The 18,578-nt window shown below is 46.0% G+C and carries 16 protein-coding genes and 1 pseudogene; 6 read left to right on the top strand and 11 right to left on the bottom strand.

Translation table 11 applies throughout. The features are described 5' to 3' along the window. Positions 1–285: 285 nt before the first annotated feature. The 5 genes from Q0R35_RS18660 to Q0R35_RS18640 form a co-directional block, all read right to left on the bottom strand. On the bottom strand, positions 286–2,379 hold the full coding sequence (locus Q0R35_RS18660) for a PAS domain S-box protein (protein ID WP_295622066.1): 2,094 nt from the start codon (positions 2,377–2,379) through the stop codon (positions 286–288). A gap of 152 nt (positions 2,380–2,531) precedes the next feature. Next, a complete protein-coding gene (locus Q0R35_RS18655) occupies positions 2,532–2,729 on the bottom strand; it encodes a DUF2949 domain-containing protein (protein WP_295622065.1) in 198 nt (65 codons plus the stop codon). 115 nt (positions 2,730–2,844) lie between these two features. Next, on the bottom strand, positions 2,845–3,459 hold the full coding sequence (locus tag Q0R35_RS18650; RefSeq protein ID WP_295622063.1) for a DUF2267 domain-containing protein: 615 nt from the start codon (positions 3,457–3,459) through the stop codon (positions 2,845–2,847). Positions 3,460–3,773: 314 nt separating this feature from the next. Beyond that, positions 3,774–5,939 (bottom strand): catalase, encoded by a 2,166-nt coding sequence (locus Q0R35_RS18645; protein WP_295622062.1) that lies wholly within the window; start codon positions 5,937–5,939, stop codon positions 3,774–3,776. 446 nt (positions 5,940–6,385) lie between these two features. Beyond that, positions 6,386–6,646, bottom strand: coding sequence for a hypothetical protein (locus Q0R35_RS18640; protein ID WP_295622060.1), 261 nt, complete (start codon positions 6,644–6,646; stop codon positions 6,386–6,388). A gap of 536 nt (positions 6,647–7,182) precedes the next feature. Between Q0R35_RS18640 and yqeK the strand changes: the two genes are divergently transcribed. The 6 genes from yqeK (at position 7,183) to leuS (ending at position 13,335) form a co-directional block, all read left to right on the top strand. After that, a complete protein-coding gene (yqeK, locus tag Q0R35_RS18635; RefSeq protein ID WP_295622058.1) occupies positions 7,183–7,746 on the top strand; it encodes a bis(5'-nucleosyl)-tetraphosphatase (symmetrical) YqeK in 564 nt (187 codons plus the stop codon). A 75-nt stretch (positions 7,747–7,821) separates the two neighbouring features. Further along, positions 7,822–8,220, top strand: a complete 399-nt coding sequence (rsfS, locus tag Q0R35_RS18630) for a ribosome silencing factor (RefSeq protein WP_295622056.1) — start codon at positions 7,822–7,824, stop codon at positions 8,218–8,220. Positions 8,221–8,233: 13 nt separating this feature from the next. Further along, a complete protein-coding gene (locus Q0R35_RS18625) occupies positions 8,234–8,734 on the top strand; it encodes a CGLD27 family protein (RefSeq protein WP_295622054.1) in 501 nt (166 codons plus the stop codon). A gap of 76 nt (positions 8,735–8,810) precedes the next feature. Beyond that, positions 8,811–9,761 (top strand): asparaginase, encoded by a 951-nt coding sequence (locus Q0R35_RS18620; RefSeq protein ID WP_295622052.1) that lies wholly within the window; start codon positions 8,811–8,813, stop codon positions 9,759–9,761. A gap of 71 nt (positions 9,762–9,832) precedes the next feature. Beyond that, on the top strand, positions 9,833–10,597 hold the full coding sequence (locus Q0R35_RS18615; protein WP_295622049.1) for a biotin/lipoate A/B protein ligase family protein: 765 nt from the start codon (positions 9,833–9,835) through the stop codon (positions 10,595–10,597). Between the two features lie 164 nt (positions 10,598–10,761). After that, positions 10,762–13,335 carry a leucine--tRNA ligase gene (gene leuS, locus Q0R35_RS18610; protein WP_295622047.1) on the top strand — a complete coding sequence of 858 codons (2,574 nt, stop codon included), beginning with the start codon at positions 10,762–10,764 and terminating at the stop codon, positions 13,333–13,335. A 77-nt stretch (positions 13,336–13,412) separates the two neighbouring features. Here leuS and Q0R35_RS18605 read toward each other — a convergent pair whose 3' ends face one another. The 6 genes and pseudogenes from Q0R35_RS18605 to Q0R35_RS18580 form a co-directional block, all read right to left on the bottom strand. Continuing rightward, complete coding sequence (locus tag Q0R35_RS18605; protein ID WP_295622045.1) at positions 13,413–14,570, bottom strand: VWA-like domain-containing protein; 1,158 nt, start codon at positions 14,568–14,570, stop codon at positions 13,413–13,415. Positions 14,571–14,662: 92 nt separating this feature from the next. Then, positions 14,663–14,815, bottom strand: coding sequence for a hypothetical protein (locus Q0R35_RS18600; protein ID WP_295622044.1), 153 nt, complete (start codon positions 14,813–14,815; stop codon positions 14,663–14,665). 116 nt (positions 14,816–14,931) lie between these two features. Then, on the bottom strand, positions 14,932–15,873 hold the full coding sequence (locus tag Q0R35_RS18595; RefSeq protein ID WP_295622042.1) for a hypothetical protein: 942 nt from the start codon (positions 15,871–15,873) through the stop codon (positions 14,932–14,934). Between the two features lie 202 nt (positions 15,874–16,075). Next, entirely contained in the window at positions 16,076–16,675 is a 600-nt protein-coding gene (locus Q0R35_RS18590; RefSeq protein ID WP_295622040.1) for a hypothetical protein, read from the bottom strand. Between the two features lie 183 nt (positions 16,676–16,858). Next, positions 16,859–18,400: a hypothetical protein gene (locus tag Q0R35_RS18585; RefSeq protein WP_295622039.1), complete on the bottom strand. Its 1,542-nt coding sequence runs from the start codon at positions 18,398–18,400 to the stop codon at positions 16,859–16,861. Next, a pseudogene (locus Q0R35_RS18580) lies at positions 18,397–18,578 on the bottom strand (glycosyltransferase); the annotation flags it as partial. The pseudogene Q0R35_RS18580 and the gene Q0R35_RS18585, both read right to left, overlap by 4 nt.

The raw sequence follows: 18,578 nt of genomic DNA, 5'->3' as shown, positions 1-18,578 counted from the left end.
CTAATTGCGTGACATCCCATAAGTTACGCGGGGGTGAGCTACTCGGCGTTAACTGTCGTCAGACAGATCGAGCAGGAGCTGGGGAGGAAGGAGTACAGTTCGGCTATCGCTCACCGATCGGAGTAAGGAGTAGGGAGTAAGAAGTAAGAAGTAAGAAGTAAGAAGTAAGAAGTAAGGAAAATCCCCTCCTCGGAGGGGTGCCCGGAGGGCGGGGTGGGTAGATCTTCACTAAAATCTAATACCCAAAACCTAAAACCTAACACCCAAAACCTAATACCTAACACCTCACTTCGGCCAGGTAAAGTAGAAACAGGCACCTGGAAGCGGTGCGGAAGCGGCATCATCGGCGACCCAGATGCGACCGCCTTCGCCTTCGACGATTTTTTTGACTAGTGCTAGACCGATGCCTGTATTTTTAGTAGACATGCTGGGTTTGAGCGTCCGAAACATATCAAAAATTCGGAGGCGATCTTCGCCATTGGGGATGCCAGGGCCGTCATCGGCGATCGAGAATTGATAGAAATCGCCTAGATCCTGGACACCGACTTCGATCCGACCGTCAGTTCGATCGTGATGCTCGATCGCATTGCTGAGGAGATTGGCAAAAATCTGAGTGAGTAAAATGCGTTTGGTGGCTAAAGTTGGGAGTGGCGAGCCAATTTCGATCGTCAGACTAGCAGGCGGATCGAGCGAATCGATCGTTTCGATGACCAGTTTATGGATATCGACGAGTTCGATCTCCAATTCTTGAGTGCCGACTCGCGAATATTGTAATAGTCCAGAGATCAGCGCATCCATCCGCTGGACACGTTGGCGCAAGAGGGCAAATTGCGATCGTTCGCTTTCTTGAAGTCGATCTTGGAGATCTTCTTCGATCCATGTTGATAAATTGGAGATCGATCGTAAGGGAGCTTTGAGATCGTGAGAAACGGTGTAGACAAAGGCATTGAGTTCCTGATTGCGGTCTTTCAACTGTTGTTGTGCCAACAGTAACGAATAATTGAGCTGCTGGAGATCTGCGGTTTGACTCTGGGTGAGGAATTCGAGTTGTTTGCGCTCGGTAATATCTTGAATGGCAGAGATAAAATGTCGAGGTGCCCCCAGTCGTCCGTCAAGATCGCGCTCTCGAATCAACGAGACAGTAAGATTCACCCAAACATGATGTCCTTGTTTGTGAATGTAGCGTTTTTCTAGGTTGTATTCTCGAATCTCACCTGCGATTAATTTTTCGACCAAAGCCAGATCCTCTGCCAAATCTGTGGGTTCGGTAATTGCCTGAAAAGTGGTGGCTAATAATTCGGCTTCACTGTAGCCAACAATTTCACAAAGCTTGTGATTGACCCGCAACCAAGTACCATCGAGGGCGACATGACAGAAGCCGACGGAGGTGTACTCGAAAGTATGCCGAAATAGTTCTTCACTGACTTGCAGGTCGATCTCCGCTTGTTTGCGTTCGGTAATATCGTAAATCAACCCCGACATCTGCGGCTCCCCAGCTTCATTGGTACGTAGTTCGCCAATTGCATCGAGCCAGCGGATCTGGCCATCGCGAACTACAATTCGATATTCGCACCGATATTCGGGTACTTGGCGATTTATCGTGGCTTTGACTGTGGTTTCGACTCGCTGACGATCGTCGGGATGGATACGCGCCAACCATTCTGCATAAATTTGGGCGGTAGTTCCCGGTTCGTAGTCAAATAGGGCTTCAAATTCTGGTGTCCAAAAAATCTGATTGGTGTGGATATTCCACTCCCACGCACCAACTTTAGCTACTTGTAATGCTGTCGCTAGGCGTTGGCTGTAGCTGCGATCGTGGTGGCGATCGGTCATTGCTTGTTTGTCAGCGGTTACATCCTGGATTAGAGCCACTGCGCCAAGTTCGCCCCTCGTGCGATCGGTCGATTGCTGGACTGGTACAGTGAGTTCTGTGCCCAAACGCGTCGCCGTACAAATCCAGATCGTGCCCAATTCATCGCCATCTAGGTCTAATTCCAGCTCGAACCACTCCCACTCGGCGATTCCTTTAAATTGCAGCTTAATTTTTAAGGGTGTCTGCCATCTTTTCGCCTCTTCCCACCCGACCGTAAACCGATCGCGATCGGCCAATTGCAAATTATCTTCAAAGTTCCGATAAGATGGCTCTGCACCCATTACAGATGCTGCCTCGTCAATATTCGCGATCGGGCCAGCATGACCCCGATCCCATTTGGCATCACTTAAATAGCATTGCCCTGTATATTCACACCAGTGCTGATTGACAGCAACCATCTGCCCGCGATCGGTCATCAACCACGCCAAATGCGGAATGCGGTCTAACAATTTTTGCGATCGCACAGATGCTGTGATTACTAAATCCTGCTGCGGATTTACGTTCATAGGGTCATGAGTGAAGAGAGGCTCATTACCTAATTTAACATACTCTTAATCTTTATTTTGTCGATACTTACGGCTGAGTTTTAAATCGACTGCTGTTTGAAATTCACGATCTCCACTTAACACATGTCTCGTATCGCCAGACACTTTTTTTGCTAACAACTATAAGATTCAAATAGTTCAAAAACCCGGTCTAGTTGCGGCAAAGTCACTAAACCATATTGCCACAGGACGATCGGTAAAGTACCGTGACTAGAATGAGTTTGCTTTAAAGCTAGTCGCACTGACTCCTGAGGCAAGTTCAGATCTTGACAGAGAAAATTAATAATCTGAGGGATATTTTCTGTAGACACGGTGCTGATTTTTTAATAAATTTTTGAATGTATTTAGGCACCAACAACCGAGCAATTGATGTACGATCTCAGTCTTGGTGCCGAAGTAATTTAATGTTAGAATTTGCGATCTTAACTAGGCTTCATCCCAGAGTTCGCGTACGCCATCTGTTGGCAGCCAACTCGCAATTTCCGCGATTCGCTCTGGCGAAAGTTCGCGCTTAGTGGCTGTAAATACAGCTTTAACCGCGTGCTTGCGCTCGGCATCTTTATTAACGGGATCGCGCTCTAAGCCGCCCTCGTTAGCCGCTCTAAAAAAGAAGCGACTGGAATCAATTTTAAAAATACCAGGGCCTTGCCAAGGTGGACGCACCCGACTCAAAAACGCCACAATCGGATTGCTATCTTTCCAGAGATCCGTTACTTCCAGTTGTAAGGCTTTTTCATCGGTTGGCATTACTGGTTCGTGCAATTCATCAGCCACGCGATCGGCGGCTTCAGTTGTCATCAAATCCCGCATAATTCGGAACACAACTTCAGTAAAGTCTCTGGCATCGTAAGGGTCGGCAAAACCACCTTCAGCCATCACATATTCCAAGAAAGATCGATCGCGATCGGCAAAAACCGCTCTAGGATCTTCAATCTCAGTTGCATCGATTTCAGGTGTCCGGATTGTGAGTTTTTCATCAGCATTAACCGCGATCGGTTGCTGTGAATCCGATCGATCCTGTTGCAAAGTTTTGTCTTCCATAACTGTTACCTAATCATCTGGGTGTTAAATGAGCTTCTAATCGCTAATCACCAGATTACAAAAATTCCATCTCTAATGCATCGTTCGGAAGTTAGACATGCGATCGTCCGAAAGGTAGATATTCTAGGAGTAAGGAGTAAGGAGATGGGAGTAAGGAGATGGGAGATGGGAGTAAGGAGTTGGGAGTTCGGAGACGAGGACAAAAAATCCCCTCCTCGGAGGGGTGCCCGTAGGGCGGGGTGGGTAGATCTACGCCCCAACTCCCGCACTATTCATTCCCTAAAGCCTAAAGCCTAAAGCCCAAAGCCTAATCCCTAAGAAGCGGCTACCTGCTCCTTATCCGCAAGCATCTTCGCCGCTGCTGCCTTCACAGATGCCGTACCAGGAACAGGGCGCGTCCAGAAACGGTGCTCCTTAATCGCATCGATAAAGGTTTTGGTAAATGTTGCCATGTCCGAAGTATCGCGACTGGCGACTACACCCAACTGAGTACTCATCTGACCATTGACTTGGCTAGAGTCGATCCCCTTGAGGTCTGCTTGCATCATTAGATCGACACCTTCACCAGTTGCCGCCATCGGTTTGAAGTGCTTGAAAGCTTCATGAATGAAGCTCAAGGGGTCGCCGTGGGCGGTGAGAGCTTCAACGCTTTTAGCACCACCAGGTACATAGATCGCGTCATACAGTACCGATGCGGTAGTCAAGAAGGTCTTATCGACTTCGAGTTTACCACCGTTGCTATTGACGATCGATCCGCCATAAAGGGAGACAATCTCGGAGTTGATGTGCATCGCGCTCAGGGATTGCTTCATCATCGCGATCTGAGCGGCATCGACACCATCGGCGGCTAGAATTGCCACCTTACGACCTTTAGCCGTCTTGGTGGTGTGTTCTTGGCTCAGTGCGGGAGAAGTTTGACCGTGGTTGGGCGTAGCTGGCTCGGTAGGAGCTGGCATTCCCAAACCTTTAGCAACGCGCTTGGCAAGTTCGCCATCGACTTGGTTAAAGCGTTGGAGCATCCGCTCTTTGACTTCCATTTGGGGCACTTTACCCAGTTCAAAATGAGCGGCTTCGACAAGGCGATCTTTTTCGCCAGTAGAAAGGCTGTTCCAGAACAAGGTGGCTTGGCTGAAATGGTCGGCAAAACTGGGGCTACGTTCGCGAACTTTGTGCCCTTGAACCCGTTCGGGATAGGTGACAAAACCACCATCTTCTGGGGCTACTGGCGCGGGGAGGTTGCCGCCGAGCGAGTTGGGCGAGTAGTTGACGGAGTTGGTTTTGATGTCCATTTGCATCCGTCCATCTTGGTTGTTGTTGCTAAACGGACAGACGGGACGGTTGATCGGGAGATGTACGAAGTTGGGGCTACCCAAGCGGTGGAGCTGGGTATCGTGATAGGACATCAGGCGACCTTGTAGAAGCGGGTCGTCGCTGAAGTCAATCCCTGGTACCACATTAGATGGCTGATAAGCAACTTGCTCGGTTTCGGCAAAGAAGTTGTCAGGATTGCGGTTGAGTACCATTTTACCGATCGGGCGGACTGGTACTAGTTCTTCAGGAATGATTTTGGTAGAGTCCAAAATATCGAAGTCGAAGTTTAGTTCGTCTTCTTCTTCAACGATCTGTACGCCTAGCTCGTACTCTGGATAGTTGCCCATTTCGATCGAGTCCCACAATGTCCGACGATGGAAGTCAGGATCTTTACCCGCGATCTTTTGCGCTTCGTCAAAAACATTAGAATGTACGCCCGCCATCGGTTTCCAGTGATATTTGACAAACCGCGATTTACCTTCGGCATTAACCCAGCGGAACGTGTGGATGCCAAAACCCTGCATCGTGCTAAAATTCCGGGGCACCGTCCGATCGGATAATGTCCACATAATCATGTGCATCGATTCGGGCACGAGCGAAATAAAGTCCCAGAAATTCGGATGCGCGGTAGAAGCCTGCGGGATTTCATTATTGGGTTCGGGCTTGATTGAATGGACGAGATCGGGAAACTTAATCGCATCCTGAATAAAGAACACCGGGATATTATTGCCGACGATATCATAGTTGCCCTCCTCGGTGTAAAACTTGACTGAGAAACCCCGCACATCGCGGACGCTATCCGCAGAACCGCGCGAACCACCGACAGTCGAGAACCGAACGAATACAGGCGTTTTAGTCGCTGGATCTCCTAAGAATTTCGCCTTAGTAAATTCGGACATCGCTTCGTAGGGCTGAAAATAGCCGTGTGCGCCCGCACCCCGCGCGTGGACTACCCGTTCGGGGATGCGCTCGCGATCGAATGCCGATAATTTCTGTTGAAAGTGAAAATCTTCGAGCAATGTCGGCCCACGTCCGCCTGCTTTGAGCGAATCATCTGTGTTGCTAAGTGGCACACCCTCATCGGTCGTTAGTCGTTCGCCCGGAGCTGTCCGATAGTTTTCTAAGCTCTGATTCTTGGTTTGTTCGTCGATCTGATTTTGTTCGCTCATGGTATTCCTTGAGAGTACGGTTGAAGAGTGCTGTTGTGAGCTGATTAGTTTTGTTTACACGAGCGATTCACACGAATGGAGAGAAAGAAAATCAGGCTGGCAAACACTAATAATTAACGCGCTTTATCAATTTAAGTAATCAAATATTTTTTAAGCTCTGTCTTTGGGTAGAGATCGGATCGATCGCCTAAAAATACAGCAGCTTCAAAGTCTCAAACTACCGAACCAATCTGGTATGACGATCGCTGAAAATGCGATTTTTAAATCGCATTTTATTCTCCAAGCCGAGAACTAATACCTACCCGATAAAACAAAGGGGGTATCTGAGCTACCTCCTTGTTAAAGTTATTCGATCTATTAACATAAATTCTGCCCTCTTAATGCAGTTTTTAAGCTTCGAGCGCAGCCGCTTAATTTTTCATTTAAACGTACTCGATCGAGCTACATTAAGGGCTGGTAGATGGGCTAGCGGAGGGGCTAGTCGTCGGGCTAGTGGTAGTCCCAGGGCGCGGACTAGTGGTTGGGCTAGTGGTAGTCCCACGCGGAGTAGTTGTGGGGCTAGTTGTCGGGCTAGTACCCATGCCACCCGTACCAGTACCTGTACCCGTGCCACCCGTGCCACTAGTTCCGCTGCCAGATGGCGAACAGGAACTAACTAGCATTGCTATCCCCAGCACGGAAGCAAACATTAAACCAAGCTTTTTCATAAGTTCTCGCTTAAATTCCAAGTAAAGATTTCGTCCGAAAATGAATCGTTGCAGTGTCGGGAGATTGTTGGTGCTGGGCGATCGCCTTTAATTTAGTTGCAAGACACTTGATGCAACTAAATTATTCACGGCTCTTTCTGGTGCCGATCGCTCAGAAATACAGATGCTAACTAGATAAATCGATCGCTAAAATAATGCTCTCAAATTTAAATTACATCTATAGTTACTTACGTTAAATATCGATACATATATTCACCTCTACCGATCGAGAGATCTCGTGGCAAGATTGCAGAATTAAAAGTCAATATAATAGACTCCGATCGAAAGAATTAATGAATTGCTTCGATCGCCTCGCCGAGCGGCGATCTCGGTTGGATGACGAGCTGCTAATCACTCAAAAATAATCTAAATTTTTGGGAGATCGACCTACGGCATTTTTTAAGACAGCAAAATCCTACCAACTCCCATCTCCCATCTCCCAACCGAATTCAGCTAAAATAGAAGTGGCAAAAATTTTGTTAAAATAATACCTGCTCGTGCGCGCACAGATTCTGGCTTGGCTAAACAATAACGTTCCTCCTAAACGAATTCAACATATACTAGGAGTGGAACGAATGGCGATCGAACTGGCCGAACATTATCAGTTAGATGCCAACGTTGCCGCGCGCGCTGGATTAATGCACGATCTGGCAAAATATTTCAAACCCCAACGTCTATTAGAACTAGCACGAGCCGAAGGACTGCCGATCGATGAAGTGGATATAGCCGCACCTCACTTATTACATGCCGATGTCAGTGCGATCGTCGCCAGACAAGAATTTGGAATCACAGATCCCGAAATTCTTCAAGCAATTGCCGACCATACACTCGGCAGACCGGGGATGGGTGCGATGAGTTGTATCGTATTCCTCGCCGACAGCCTCGAAGCCGGACGTGGCGACACGCCCGAATTACAATCGCTCCGAGAATTGAGCTATCAGAACTTGCATCGAGCTGTTTGGCATACCTGCGACTACTCACTCCAGTATTTGCTATCTACCCGTTGTCTCATTCATCCCCGCACAATTCGCACCCGTAATTGGGCGATGACGATGAGTTAGGTTTTAGGCTTTAGGTCGTCTACACCTAATACCTAACACCCAACACCCAACACCTAATACCTAACACCTAATTGAATGACTGAAACCGCAACTTTGACAAATACCAACCAAACTACCGACTACACGATCGAACAACTAGTATTTCTCGCCGCTGAAGCCGCCGACGATCGCAAAGCTGGCGATATGACGCTACTTAAAATCGATACAGTATCAACACTTGCCGATTATTTGCTAATCGTCTCTGGTTTTTCTAAAGTACAATTACGTGCGATTTCTGGCTCGATTATAGATAAAATCGAAGCTGACTTCAATCGGCTACCATTACGTACCGAAGGACAAGATCGCGGTGGTTGGATCTTGCTAGATTACGGCGATGCGATCGTTCACATCATGATGCCAGAACAACGAGAATTTTATAATCTCGAAGCCTTCTGGGGACACGGCGAGATCGTCCCCTTACCACAAGCGAATTAGACTAATGCGATCGATGAGTAATCCTACTTCTTTTTGCCCGGTTCCCAAAGAACAACAACCGATTAATGAATACCAAGAACTCCAGAGTTCGTGGTTTTTTGGTTGGGTGAAACTAGCACCGGGCAAATATATTACTAAATTACTTTGGGTCGGGGTCTGGAGCCTAATCGCGACGGCACCCTTATCATCAGCCAGTTTTCCGATCGCCAAATATCCGATTCAATTTGGAATTTGTACGATCGGCGGTAGCTCGATCTTTGTGGCACTAGCGACAATTAGATTGTATCTAGGCTGGATTTACGTCAAAAATCGCTTGTATGGAGAGTCAATTTTTTATGAAGAATCCGGCTGGTACGACGGTCAAAACTGGCTCAAAACACCAGAGATCCTGACCCGCGATCGCTTGTTAGTCAGTTACGAAATTCAACCAATTCTCAAGCGGATTCAGACGACTTTTTTGACATTACTAGCAACGATGGTTGCTGTAATTGGTTACTGGGTGATTGTTTATTAATTTTAAATTACTAAGTCACAGCACTTTTCGGCAATTGTATTCCCCGCTGTCTTGAAAATATCATCACCAATAAATAATGGCTCAACGTACTAAATCCCCCGCAATTACCGTTTGCTTATTACGAGAAGGAATTATCGAATCTACCCACCAAGTGCAAGCCGTCGTCTGCGACAGCCGTGGGCGCGTACTATCGGTGGCTGGTGATGCCCAACATCCGACATTCATTCGATCGGCACTCAAACCTTTTCAAGCGATCTCCGTGACTAGCAATGGGGTTTTAGAACGTTATCAACTCAACGATCGCGACTTAGCCGTTATGTGCAGCTCCCATGCTGCGGAAATCATCCACACCCGCCAAGTATTTAACATCCTTTGGCGCGCCGATATCGACACCAACGCCCTCCAATGCCCGACTCCAGCAGATAAAACCAGCCCCCTGGAACATAACTGCTCCGGCAAACACGCCGGGATGTTAGCCGTTTGTCGCGCCCACAATTGGCCGCTAGCTAACTATCTAGAGCGCACTCACCCCCTGCAAAAACTAATTTTGAGCAAATTTGCCGAAATTCTCAAAATGCCCCCAGATGAGTTTATCGGCGTACATGACGACTGCGGCGCACCCGTCTACCTAATGCCGATCGCCCAAATGGCAACTCTTTACGCCTACCTCGCATCGGGAGAAAGCCTCGATCTAGAACGAATCGTCCGCGCCATGACTCACCATCCTGAATTAATTGCAGGTACCGGGGGAAAATTCGACACCCAACTGATGCAGCTCACTCAAGGTGAGCTAGTCAGCAAAGCTGGAGCCGAAGGGATCCAATGTATCGGCAAAGTTGGCGAAGGGATGGGTTTGACAATCAAAGTCAGCGACGGAGCCAAACGCGCTAAATATGCCGTCGCGATTCAGCTCTTGCATCAGATGGGTTGGATTACGCCAGCAGTATCCGAAATTCTCACCGACCAATTTTTATCGATCGGGACTCATACCCGGTTGGAAGTCACAGGCGAATTAGCAATGGTTTAGATTAAAGATCTTGCGCTCGATCGAGATCTTTAGTTGAGTGGGGGGAAAGGATAAAAAAACTATATAAAAACTTGAACGCTCCAGAGATAAAATGGCGAATCGTACCGCCGATCGATACTACCGGACAATTGCAAATGGCGATCGATCGGTGGTTATTGCAACAACATCTCACCGGAGAAATTCCGCCGACTTTACGCTTTTATACCTGGTCTAATCCCACAATTTCACTCGGATATCACCAACGCCACTATCCCGAACATTGGCAATCGCTAACATGGCACGACCGACCGATCGAATTAGTCAAACGTCCGACTGGCGGGCGCGGCGTACTGCATCAAGGCGATTTAACTTATGCCTTTATCGGTTCGGGTTTTGTTGGTAAAAGAGCCGAAATATATCAGCAGATTTGTCAATTTATCATCGATGGCTGGAGATCGATCGGTGTAGATCTCCAGTATGGAACCGCAGGAACGGGTTATATTCACAACCCCAATTGTTTTGGAACGGCGACGAGTGCCGATCTGGTTTGTGCGGATGGTTATAAACTAATTGGGAGTGCCCAATTAATTAAATCTGGTGCAATTCTTCAGCACGGTTCGATGCGACTCAATCCCGATTTAGAGTTATTTAAACAAGTTTTTGGCGAATCGATCGATCTACCACCCGCCGCCGTTCTCCAATTAACTATCTCCCAGATTATCGCTGCGCTTACTCAAGCTGCCACGCAACATTTTCAGGTAAAATTTGAGGTAGAACCGTTGTCCGATCGGGAATGGTCGCAAATTCACAGTAAAAATCAAGATTTGAAGAAATCCCCCCTTTTTAAGGGGGGTTAGGGGGGATCTAGATCTCAAAACGAAGTCTATCCGACTTGTACATCCACCGTAGCTTTATAGGGAGGGTTGGGAGGTAGAGCAACATTAAAAACGCAGCAATTAGACTTGTCAAACATCCTCTTATTTCAATTGTCTAAATTCAGTCAACACTGAACTATTTAAATATGGAAAATACTTATAACCCCGCCGAGATCGAGTCGAAATGGCAACAATCTTGGACGGAGCAAAACTTATATAAAACCGATACAACCAGCACCAAGCCAAAATTCTACGCCCTGTCGATGTTTCCCTACCCATCGGGAAATCTGCACATGGGACACGTCCGCAACTATGTAATTACCGACGTAATTGCCAGACAAAAGCGGATGCAAGGGCATCGCGTATTGCATCCAATGGGTTGGGATGCGTTTGGATTGCCTGCCGAAAATGCCGCCATCGAACGGGGGATTCATCCCGCGACTTGGACGTATCAAAATATTGCCCACATGCGGGGACAATTGCAGAAATTAGGTTTATCGATCGATTGGGATCGAGAAGTAGCAACCTGTTCGCCCGAATATTATCGATGGACGCAGTGGATTTTCTTAAAATTCTACGAAGGTGGATTGGCATACCAAAAAGACGGGATGGTAAATTGGGATCCGATCGATCTCACCGTATTGGCAAACGAGCAAGTCGATGGCGAGGGGCGTTCCTGGCGGTCTGGCGCGATCGTCGAGAAGAAAGCTCTCAAGCAGTGGTACTTTAAAATTACCGACTATGCCGAGCAATTATTGACCGATCTGGAGCAATTATCGGGATGGCCGGAAAAAGTCCGCACCATGCAGGCAAATTGGATCGGTAAATCGATCGGCGCGAATCTAGAATTCCCCATCGTCGGTACCGATGAGAAAATTGCGGTATTTACTACTCGTCCCGATACCGTTTATGGCGTGAGTTACGTCGTATTGGCTCCCGAACACCCCTTAACGGCGCAGGTGACTACTCCAGACCAAAAGGCGGCTGTAGATGCCTTCGTGTCCGAAATTAAGGCGCAAAGCGAGATCGATCGCACGGCAGAAGATAAACCCAAGCGGGGCGTATTTACAGGCGCGATGGCAACCAATCCATTTACAGGCGCACAAGTCCCGATCTGGATTGCCGATTATGTCTTGTATGAGTACGGAACGGGCGCAGTTATGGGCGTTCCCGCGCATGACATTCGCGATTTTAAATTTGCGAAGCAATATGATTTACCGATTACTCAAGTAATTGCCGCACCGAGCCAGAATGCTGACGCACCGCTGGCGGCTGCTTATACAGAAGCGGGTACGATAATGAATTCCAGTCAATTCGACGGCTTGGATTCCGTTACCGCGAAGAAGTCGATAATCGACTATGCCGAGCAGCAGGGGTATGGCAACGGCAAGATCCAATACAAGTTGCGAGATTGGTTGATTTCGCGCCAACGTTACTGGGGCGTGCCGATTCCGATCGTCCATTGCCCAAACTGTGGTGCGGTACCAGTTCCAGAGGCAGATCTACCAGTTAAATTACCCGAAGATGTCGAATTTACTGGTAAAGGTGGCAATCCCTTGGCGCAATTAGATTCCTGGGTAAATGTGCCATGCCCGACTTGTGGTACGCCAGCGAAACGGGAAACCGATACGATGGATACCTTTGTCGATTCTTCTTGGTATTTCTTGCGCTATCCAGATGCAGGTAACGACAAGCAGATCTTCGACTCCAATATTACCAATGATTGGATGCCTGTAGACCAATATGTCGGCGGGATCGAACATGCTGTCTTGCACTTATTATATGCCCGCTTCTTTACTAAAATCGTGCGCGATTTTGGGGCGGGAGATAAAGGTCAAACCAAGTTCCTAACTTTCGACGAACCATTCAAACAATTGTTGACTCAAGGGATGGTGCAATCCACCACTTATAAGAACCCCCAAACAGGCAAATATATCGCACCAAATAGCATTACAGATCCCAAAAATCCTCAAGATCCGGTAACTGGCGACGTACTAGAAGTCTCGTTTGAGAAGATGTCTAAATCTAAATATAATGGCATCGATCCAGAGCAAGTAATCTCTAAATATGGTGCAGATACAGCGCGGATGTTTATTTTATTTAAAGCACCGCCAGAAAAAGATCTCGAATGGGATGAAGCAGATGTCGAAGGACAATTTAGATTTCTGAATCGCTTATGGAGATTGGCAATTGGCTACCAACCAAAGACCGCTAATAGTGGAGAATTATCTAAATCAGAGAAAGATTTACGTCGATTCGTCCACCATGCCATTCAAGCAATTACTGAAGATTTAGACGGTGAATATCAGTTTAATACGGCCATCTCTGAATTAATGAAACTGAGTAACGCGATTACCGATGCCGATTGCAAAGAGTCGCCTGTATATGCCGATGCGATCGAAACCCTGATGATTTTAGCCGCACCATTCGCACCCCACATGGTCGAAGAATTGTGGCAATTAACCGGACATTCAGGTTCGGTTCACGAGCATCCCTGGTGTCAATTCGATCCGGCTGCTTTAGAAGCCGATGAAATTACCTTAGTAATTCAAATTATGGGCAAAACTCGCGGTACGATTCAAGTCCCCGCAACAAAAGATGCGGCAACTTTAGAAGCCTACGCGCGGGAGTCATCGATAACTAAAAAGTTTGCCGAAGGTAAGGAGATTAAAAAAGTAATCGTCGTACCAGGAAAGTTGGTTAACTTTATTATTGGGTAATCGAGTTGCTGCTAGATTAGACTAGATCCCCGACTTCTTCGAGAGGTCGGGGATCTGCACCCACTATCCCCTATCCCCTATCCTCTAACCAAGCGTATCGCCTCCCCAAAGGGAAATTGAGATACATCTAAGCCCCCAGGCGTAACCACCCACAGCGTCGGTAATACTGACGTGGCGACGGGAAACTCACCAAAGCCATCGGTGAGATAAATACAAACCGCCTGCGTATGCTCGTCATAGGTAGCGGCAACGCGATCGAAAAATGGCACGAACGATGTCCCACCGCCCCCTTCCGGCGGCGGGATCGGGGTATCGACATTCAATCGATAGGGGCCATATAGATCGGTATCGACATAGTATAAATCGCATTTTAGATGGGGATAGGAGCCTAAAATCCCGTCTAGTTCGCTCATAAATAGTCGGAGTGTTTCCGATCCGATCGATCCGCTGGTATCGATCGCCAGGTATACTCTAACTGACTCGCCTTGTAATGCTTCAAGATAGAGTCCCCGCCCCACAAAACGGCGATCGAAATTCAGAAAATCGGTAGGAGTGCGGACTAAAAATCGCCACAGTTGCGCTTTCCAGTCTAGCTGCGGATTGACGACCATTTCAAATTCTCGTTCGCTCCCGATCGCGAGTTTACCCCATTGAGTAGCTCTCGCAACAGCAGTTGCTTGTTGAATTGCCTGTCGCCAATGCGCGGCTAATGACTCTCGCTCCTTCTGCTCCATTCCCTGCACGGAACGATCCCCCGAATCTCCAGCCTTCATCGCCAAGATGTCGAGATCTGCCAAGTCAAACCGATCGTCTTCGTCAGATCTGAGCAACTCATACACTTCTTCGACGCTCAGATGTTCTAACTGCTCGTCTCGCAACCCACCTGGGGGTAATTCAATGCCAGTCTGACGCGAAATCGTGCCATTGACGACAATATCGGCGGCAATATTCCACAATTCTGGTTCTCGCTCGTTAAGGCGCAGCGAATGTAGTAACGCTGCGTGCAAAATTTCGTGCAATAGAATTCCATCCTGTTGCTCTTTGGGCAAGGATTGGAGAAATTCGGGATTTAAAAAAATATCTCGTCCATCTGTGGCAGCATAAGGGATAGTCAGGCTGGGCACAAACCGCGCAAACATAGCCAAAGTGCCAAAAAATGGCGATTTCATTCGGAGCCGTAGCAAACAGGCACTGATGAGATTGGCGAAATCAACAGTTGGAAGACAATCGTTCATTTCTTAATTAATCCCAAACAAATGGTGATAATTAACAACTAGCTGTTTACTAGTAAATGAATATAAATTAGCTGAATTTTTGTCGTGAGATTTTAAATATTCAAGCCAATTGTAATTGTCTCGACAATTGGTGCTGGCAGCATTTCGCCCCGGAAATCAATAATTTGCACTACTATTAAATAGGCGATCGCGAGTGCTATCGAAATTACGCCTGTAACGACTGCGACAATTTTGGAACGATCCATACTGACAAAGAGAAATAACTTAAAGTCCGATCTCTACCGATCGTAACACAAATATCCAGAGCGATCGACAAGCAGCGATCGCCCCTTTCCCGCTCTTTACTACTTCAATTAGAGGTCTAATTCGCCGCAGCGGTAATACTTACAAATAAATTATGCGGACGATACTTAGTCACAAATTCATTAATTGCATCCCGATCTGTCGGAGTTGTCATCCCAATACAGCCTGCCGTACCATCATAACCATTGCTTTGATTAAAGCTCCGATCGAGATGAATGCCTAATTCGGTGCGGTTAGTTGCAAATTTAGGAAAAATACTGATAAAAGTCTTCCCAACTTCTGGAGTCTTGCCAGGAATAATCCGATCGCTGACATCATATAAGCCATCAGGCAAAGGTGCGAAGTTATTGCCTTGGTTTCGATCGATATTTTGAGTAGTTGCAGTTCCAGAGACGACATTAAATTCCCGATCTTTCCGACCGTTAATATAGGTTTCCAAAGTATAGATCGGGTTGCCTATACTATTTGTCCCTTTACTAGCATCGCTAACCAAGCGGAGATAATTACCATCGAGCGGTGCGCTAGATATTGCTGCAATCCGACGATTATTTTTAACTATTGGTTCGATCTCAGTATTCTTCGATCCTAAATTCTTCCTTTTTAATGAAAGATTAGCTCGATCTTTGCGACTATTATCTGGCAATTTTGCCGATTTTAGATTGGGAGTCGATAAATCTTTTTTTATCGATATCGATTTAGTTTTAATCGTCGGTAGTTTGGGTATAATTGTTGATGTCGGGCGATCGGGGTTAGCCCAAAATGGCTCGATCGCATTACCCGGTTCGCTTCCTTCCGATCCGATGGGAGCGGCGGAAACTGGTATCCTCAGGTTGAGATCGGTGGCTGATGGTACCGATCTCATCGTTCGAGTTTTTGAGTTTTCAAAAGAGATCCGAGTAGAACGACTGGCTCCCGCATTAGCAGGTAAAATATTGAATGTTGCGATAAATAACGGCAGCACGATCGCTCCCGACAACCAGTTAATAGTCGATAGTTTCATTTTATTAAGATCGATTAGATCGGGTAGAGAGTTTTAAGAAAAGAAAAGTAACAGCGGGATGAATATTAATCTATGCGTAGATATTTATGAAATAAATCTGGATGTCACTCTCACAGTAATCTAGTCAATCTATTTACCAGCGACTTTCAATCTCTAAGTATAATTAAGATCTTCAATGTTTCAGTGCGTTCGTCCTAGACAATTAACGATCCCGATCCATAGATTTCAGCACTGTGTCGGTATCGCTAACCTTCCAACTACCTTCATATTTGACCAACATTACCGAAGCCAACTGTTGCGATCGAACAGCTCGCTGCGAACCTCTGGCTTTCATAAGTTGAGTTACTTTTACTCGTGCATTGTGTTCTGACAATGATATTAGCTCGATATTTTGAACTTCAATGCTCATATCGATCCCATAAGATTTGAGTCGAGCAAACGTACTGCGTAAGTATTCTCTGTCGCTGTTTGAATCCAATACCGCGACTCGCGCCATCCGCTCGACATTTTGCTCGTTGAGTCCACGATAAAACTCGGTTAATGTGCGATGGATCTTCTTAATGTCTGACTTCTGTGCGGTTACAGAATAATTAGATGTGTCATCTTTCGTAATCAGTTTGTCATGACCGATTGGTTCGATGTCCACAGATGCATTCGCAATTTGGGCGTTATTAGTTGCAACTAAGCCTAAATTGACAATTGCAGTTAGTACAGTGACAAATACATATTTCAACATAGTAGAAATCGGGGGTGCGGTTGCTTGGCTCAGTCGCAAATAATTTGCTTGTGCTTTTATATACACTAATCGCACTTAGGCATCCGGACAATATTTCAATTTTGTTAATAATATTTTTTGGCGATCCTGGATGAGGAGACTGGGGGACGGGGGGACGGGGGGACGGGGGGACGGGGAGACTGGGAGACTGTTTATGACTCCTTCCATACTCCATACTCCATACTCCATACTTCTTACTTCTTACTCCTTCTAATAGCCGCTATAAAAGTAACAATACCCAGCTCGATCGAGTGCGATCAGTACTTTCTTACTAGAACCGATCGCAATGATAATTGCCCCTAATATTAATCCGATCGCGGCGAAGTACACACCGAATAAAATACTTAATAGATACCCGACAATAAAATCGACGAGCGTCGCTATTGCTAAAATCCCTAAAACATCGCGCAGCCGATTGAGACTCAGCAGAATAACTGTATTAAATAAGCCAATCGCAAATAATAAGTATCCTAAACAGGCAACGATTGTTAAAATATTATCATTCTGACTGCGGTGTAAAACTGATAATAAGACGATAGTTATTGACATCAACAACCCGAAGTATAATAAAATTTTCCCAATTAACGACCAATATTTCTTTTGCAGTTGCCAAGATAGACTATCTGCTTCTGCTAGAGTCATATGCTTGGCTCGATCGTACCAATAGATAATTAATGTGTAACTAAAATACTCAACTAGCGGCACGATTAATAACAGGTTGAGCAAAGCTAAATCCATGCTATCTTGATACTCTAAGTTATTACCTTTAATCAGCATGAAGTGACCAGCACGGGTAATATTTGCCACCAACCGATCGGCAAAGATAAAGCCAAAATAAACAATTCCATATAAGAAGTAGGGAATGAGTAAATATATCAAAATACTCAAATTTGGTAGCGCAACCAATTTACCCACCTTCGGGGCGATCGCGCGATACTTGATTTGATTGAAGCCAAATAAGATCAGCAATGAGCCAAAGGCGATCGCGATCGTACTCGTTTGAGCTTCAAGGGGACTAAACTTAAAAAATAATCTTAATATAAAAAAGCAACACGTCACTCCAATTAAGATTGTTGGGGCTGCAAAACGATACTGGAGTCCGACGATCGCAAATAGCATCCAAATTGTGCTCAGAATCATATAATAACTACCAGCAATAATTATATAGCGATCGGTAGTAATTCTTTGATAAAAACAGAAGAGTATTCCTGCCGATCCTAATAAAATTGTTGTACAAATTCCCATCAACAAAATCGAAGTACAGATCCGATTGGCTTGAATGGGATCTTTCAATCCGATATAAAATAAGCCCCGCCGACTAATCATTTGCACGAAACCACTACTAGTAATCAAACTTGCCATCGTGACAAATCCAAATAAAGAGTTGAGTTCTGGTGGTAAAAAGTCACCACTTTTATCGATCGGCAAATAATTGAGAATTAAGAGGATAATAAATGGAATCGTGTAGACAAAGCTATGAGAAAATTGAGTGATAAAGACATTGAGTTTATCGATAAATTTCGGAGCTATGCTCGAAAGCTCTCGATCGCGATCGACAAATGGAAATTGTTCGCGCTGGGCATAAATAAAATGTCCGAGTACTAATGCGTCAGGACACCCGAATTCAGCAGCGATTGTTTTATCTGTATAGCCTAAAGTTTCGACGATCGCCACAATTTCCCACGGATCGCAAACATTCGGATAATTGAGATAAATTGAATTAATTAAATTCTGAAGCGAATGATTTGTCACGGTTTACCAGTCATTTTAATTTTAGAAATTCTCGCCTGACGAATTAAGTTTAGATAGAGGTCGAGATAAGCTTGAATACATTTTTGCTGAGTAAACAATTCTAACGCTCGTTGTCGAGATTTTTGACCGATTTGAGCGCGCTGTCGATCGGTTAAACTCAGGAGTTGAATTATCGCTG

This window comes from Chamaesiphon sp. GL140_3_metabinner_50, from assembly GCF_025361915.1.
Lineage (GTDB): Bacteria > Cyanobacteriota > Cyanobacteriia > Cyanobacteriales > Chamaesiphonaceae > Chamaesiphon.
Note: the sequence above shows the minus strand (reverse complement) of the source record. Positions and strands in the feature narration are given on the sequence as shown.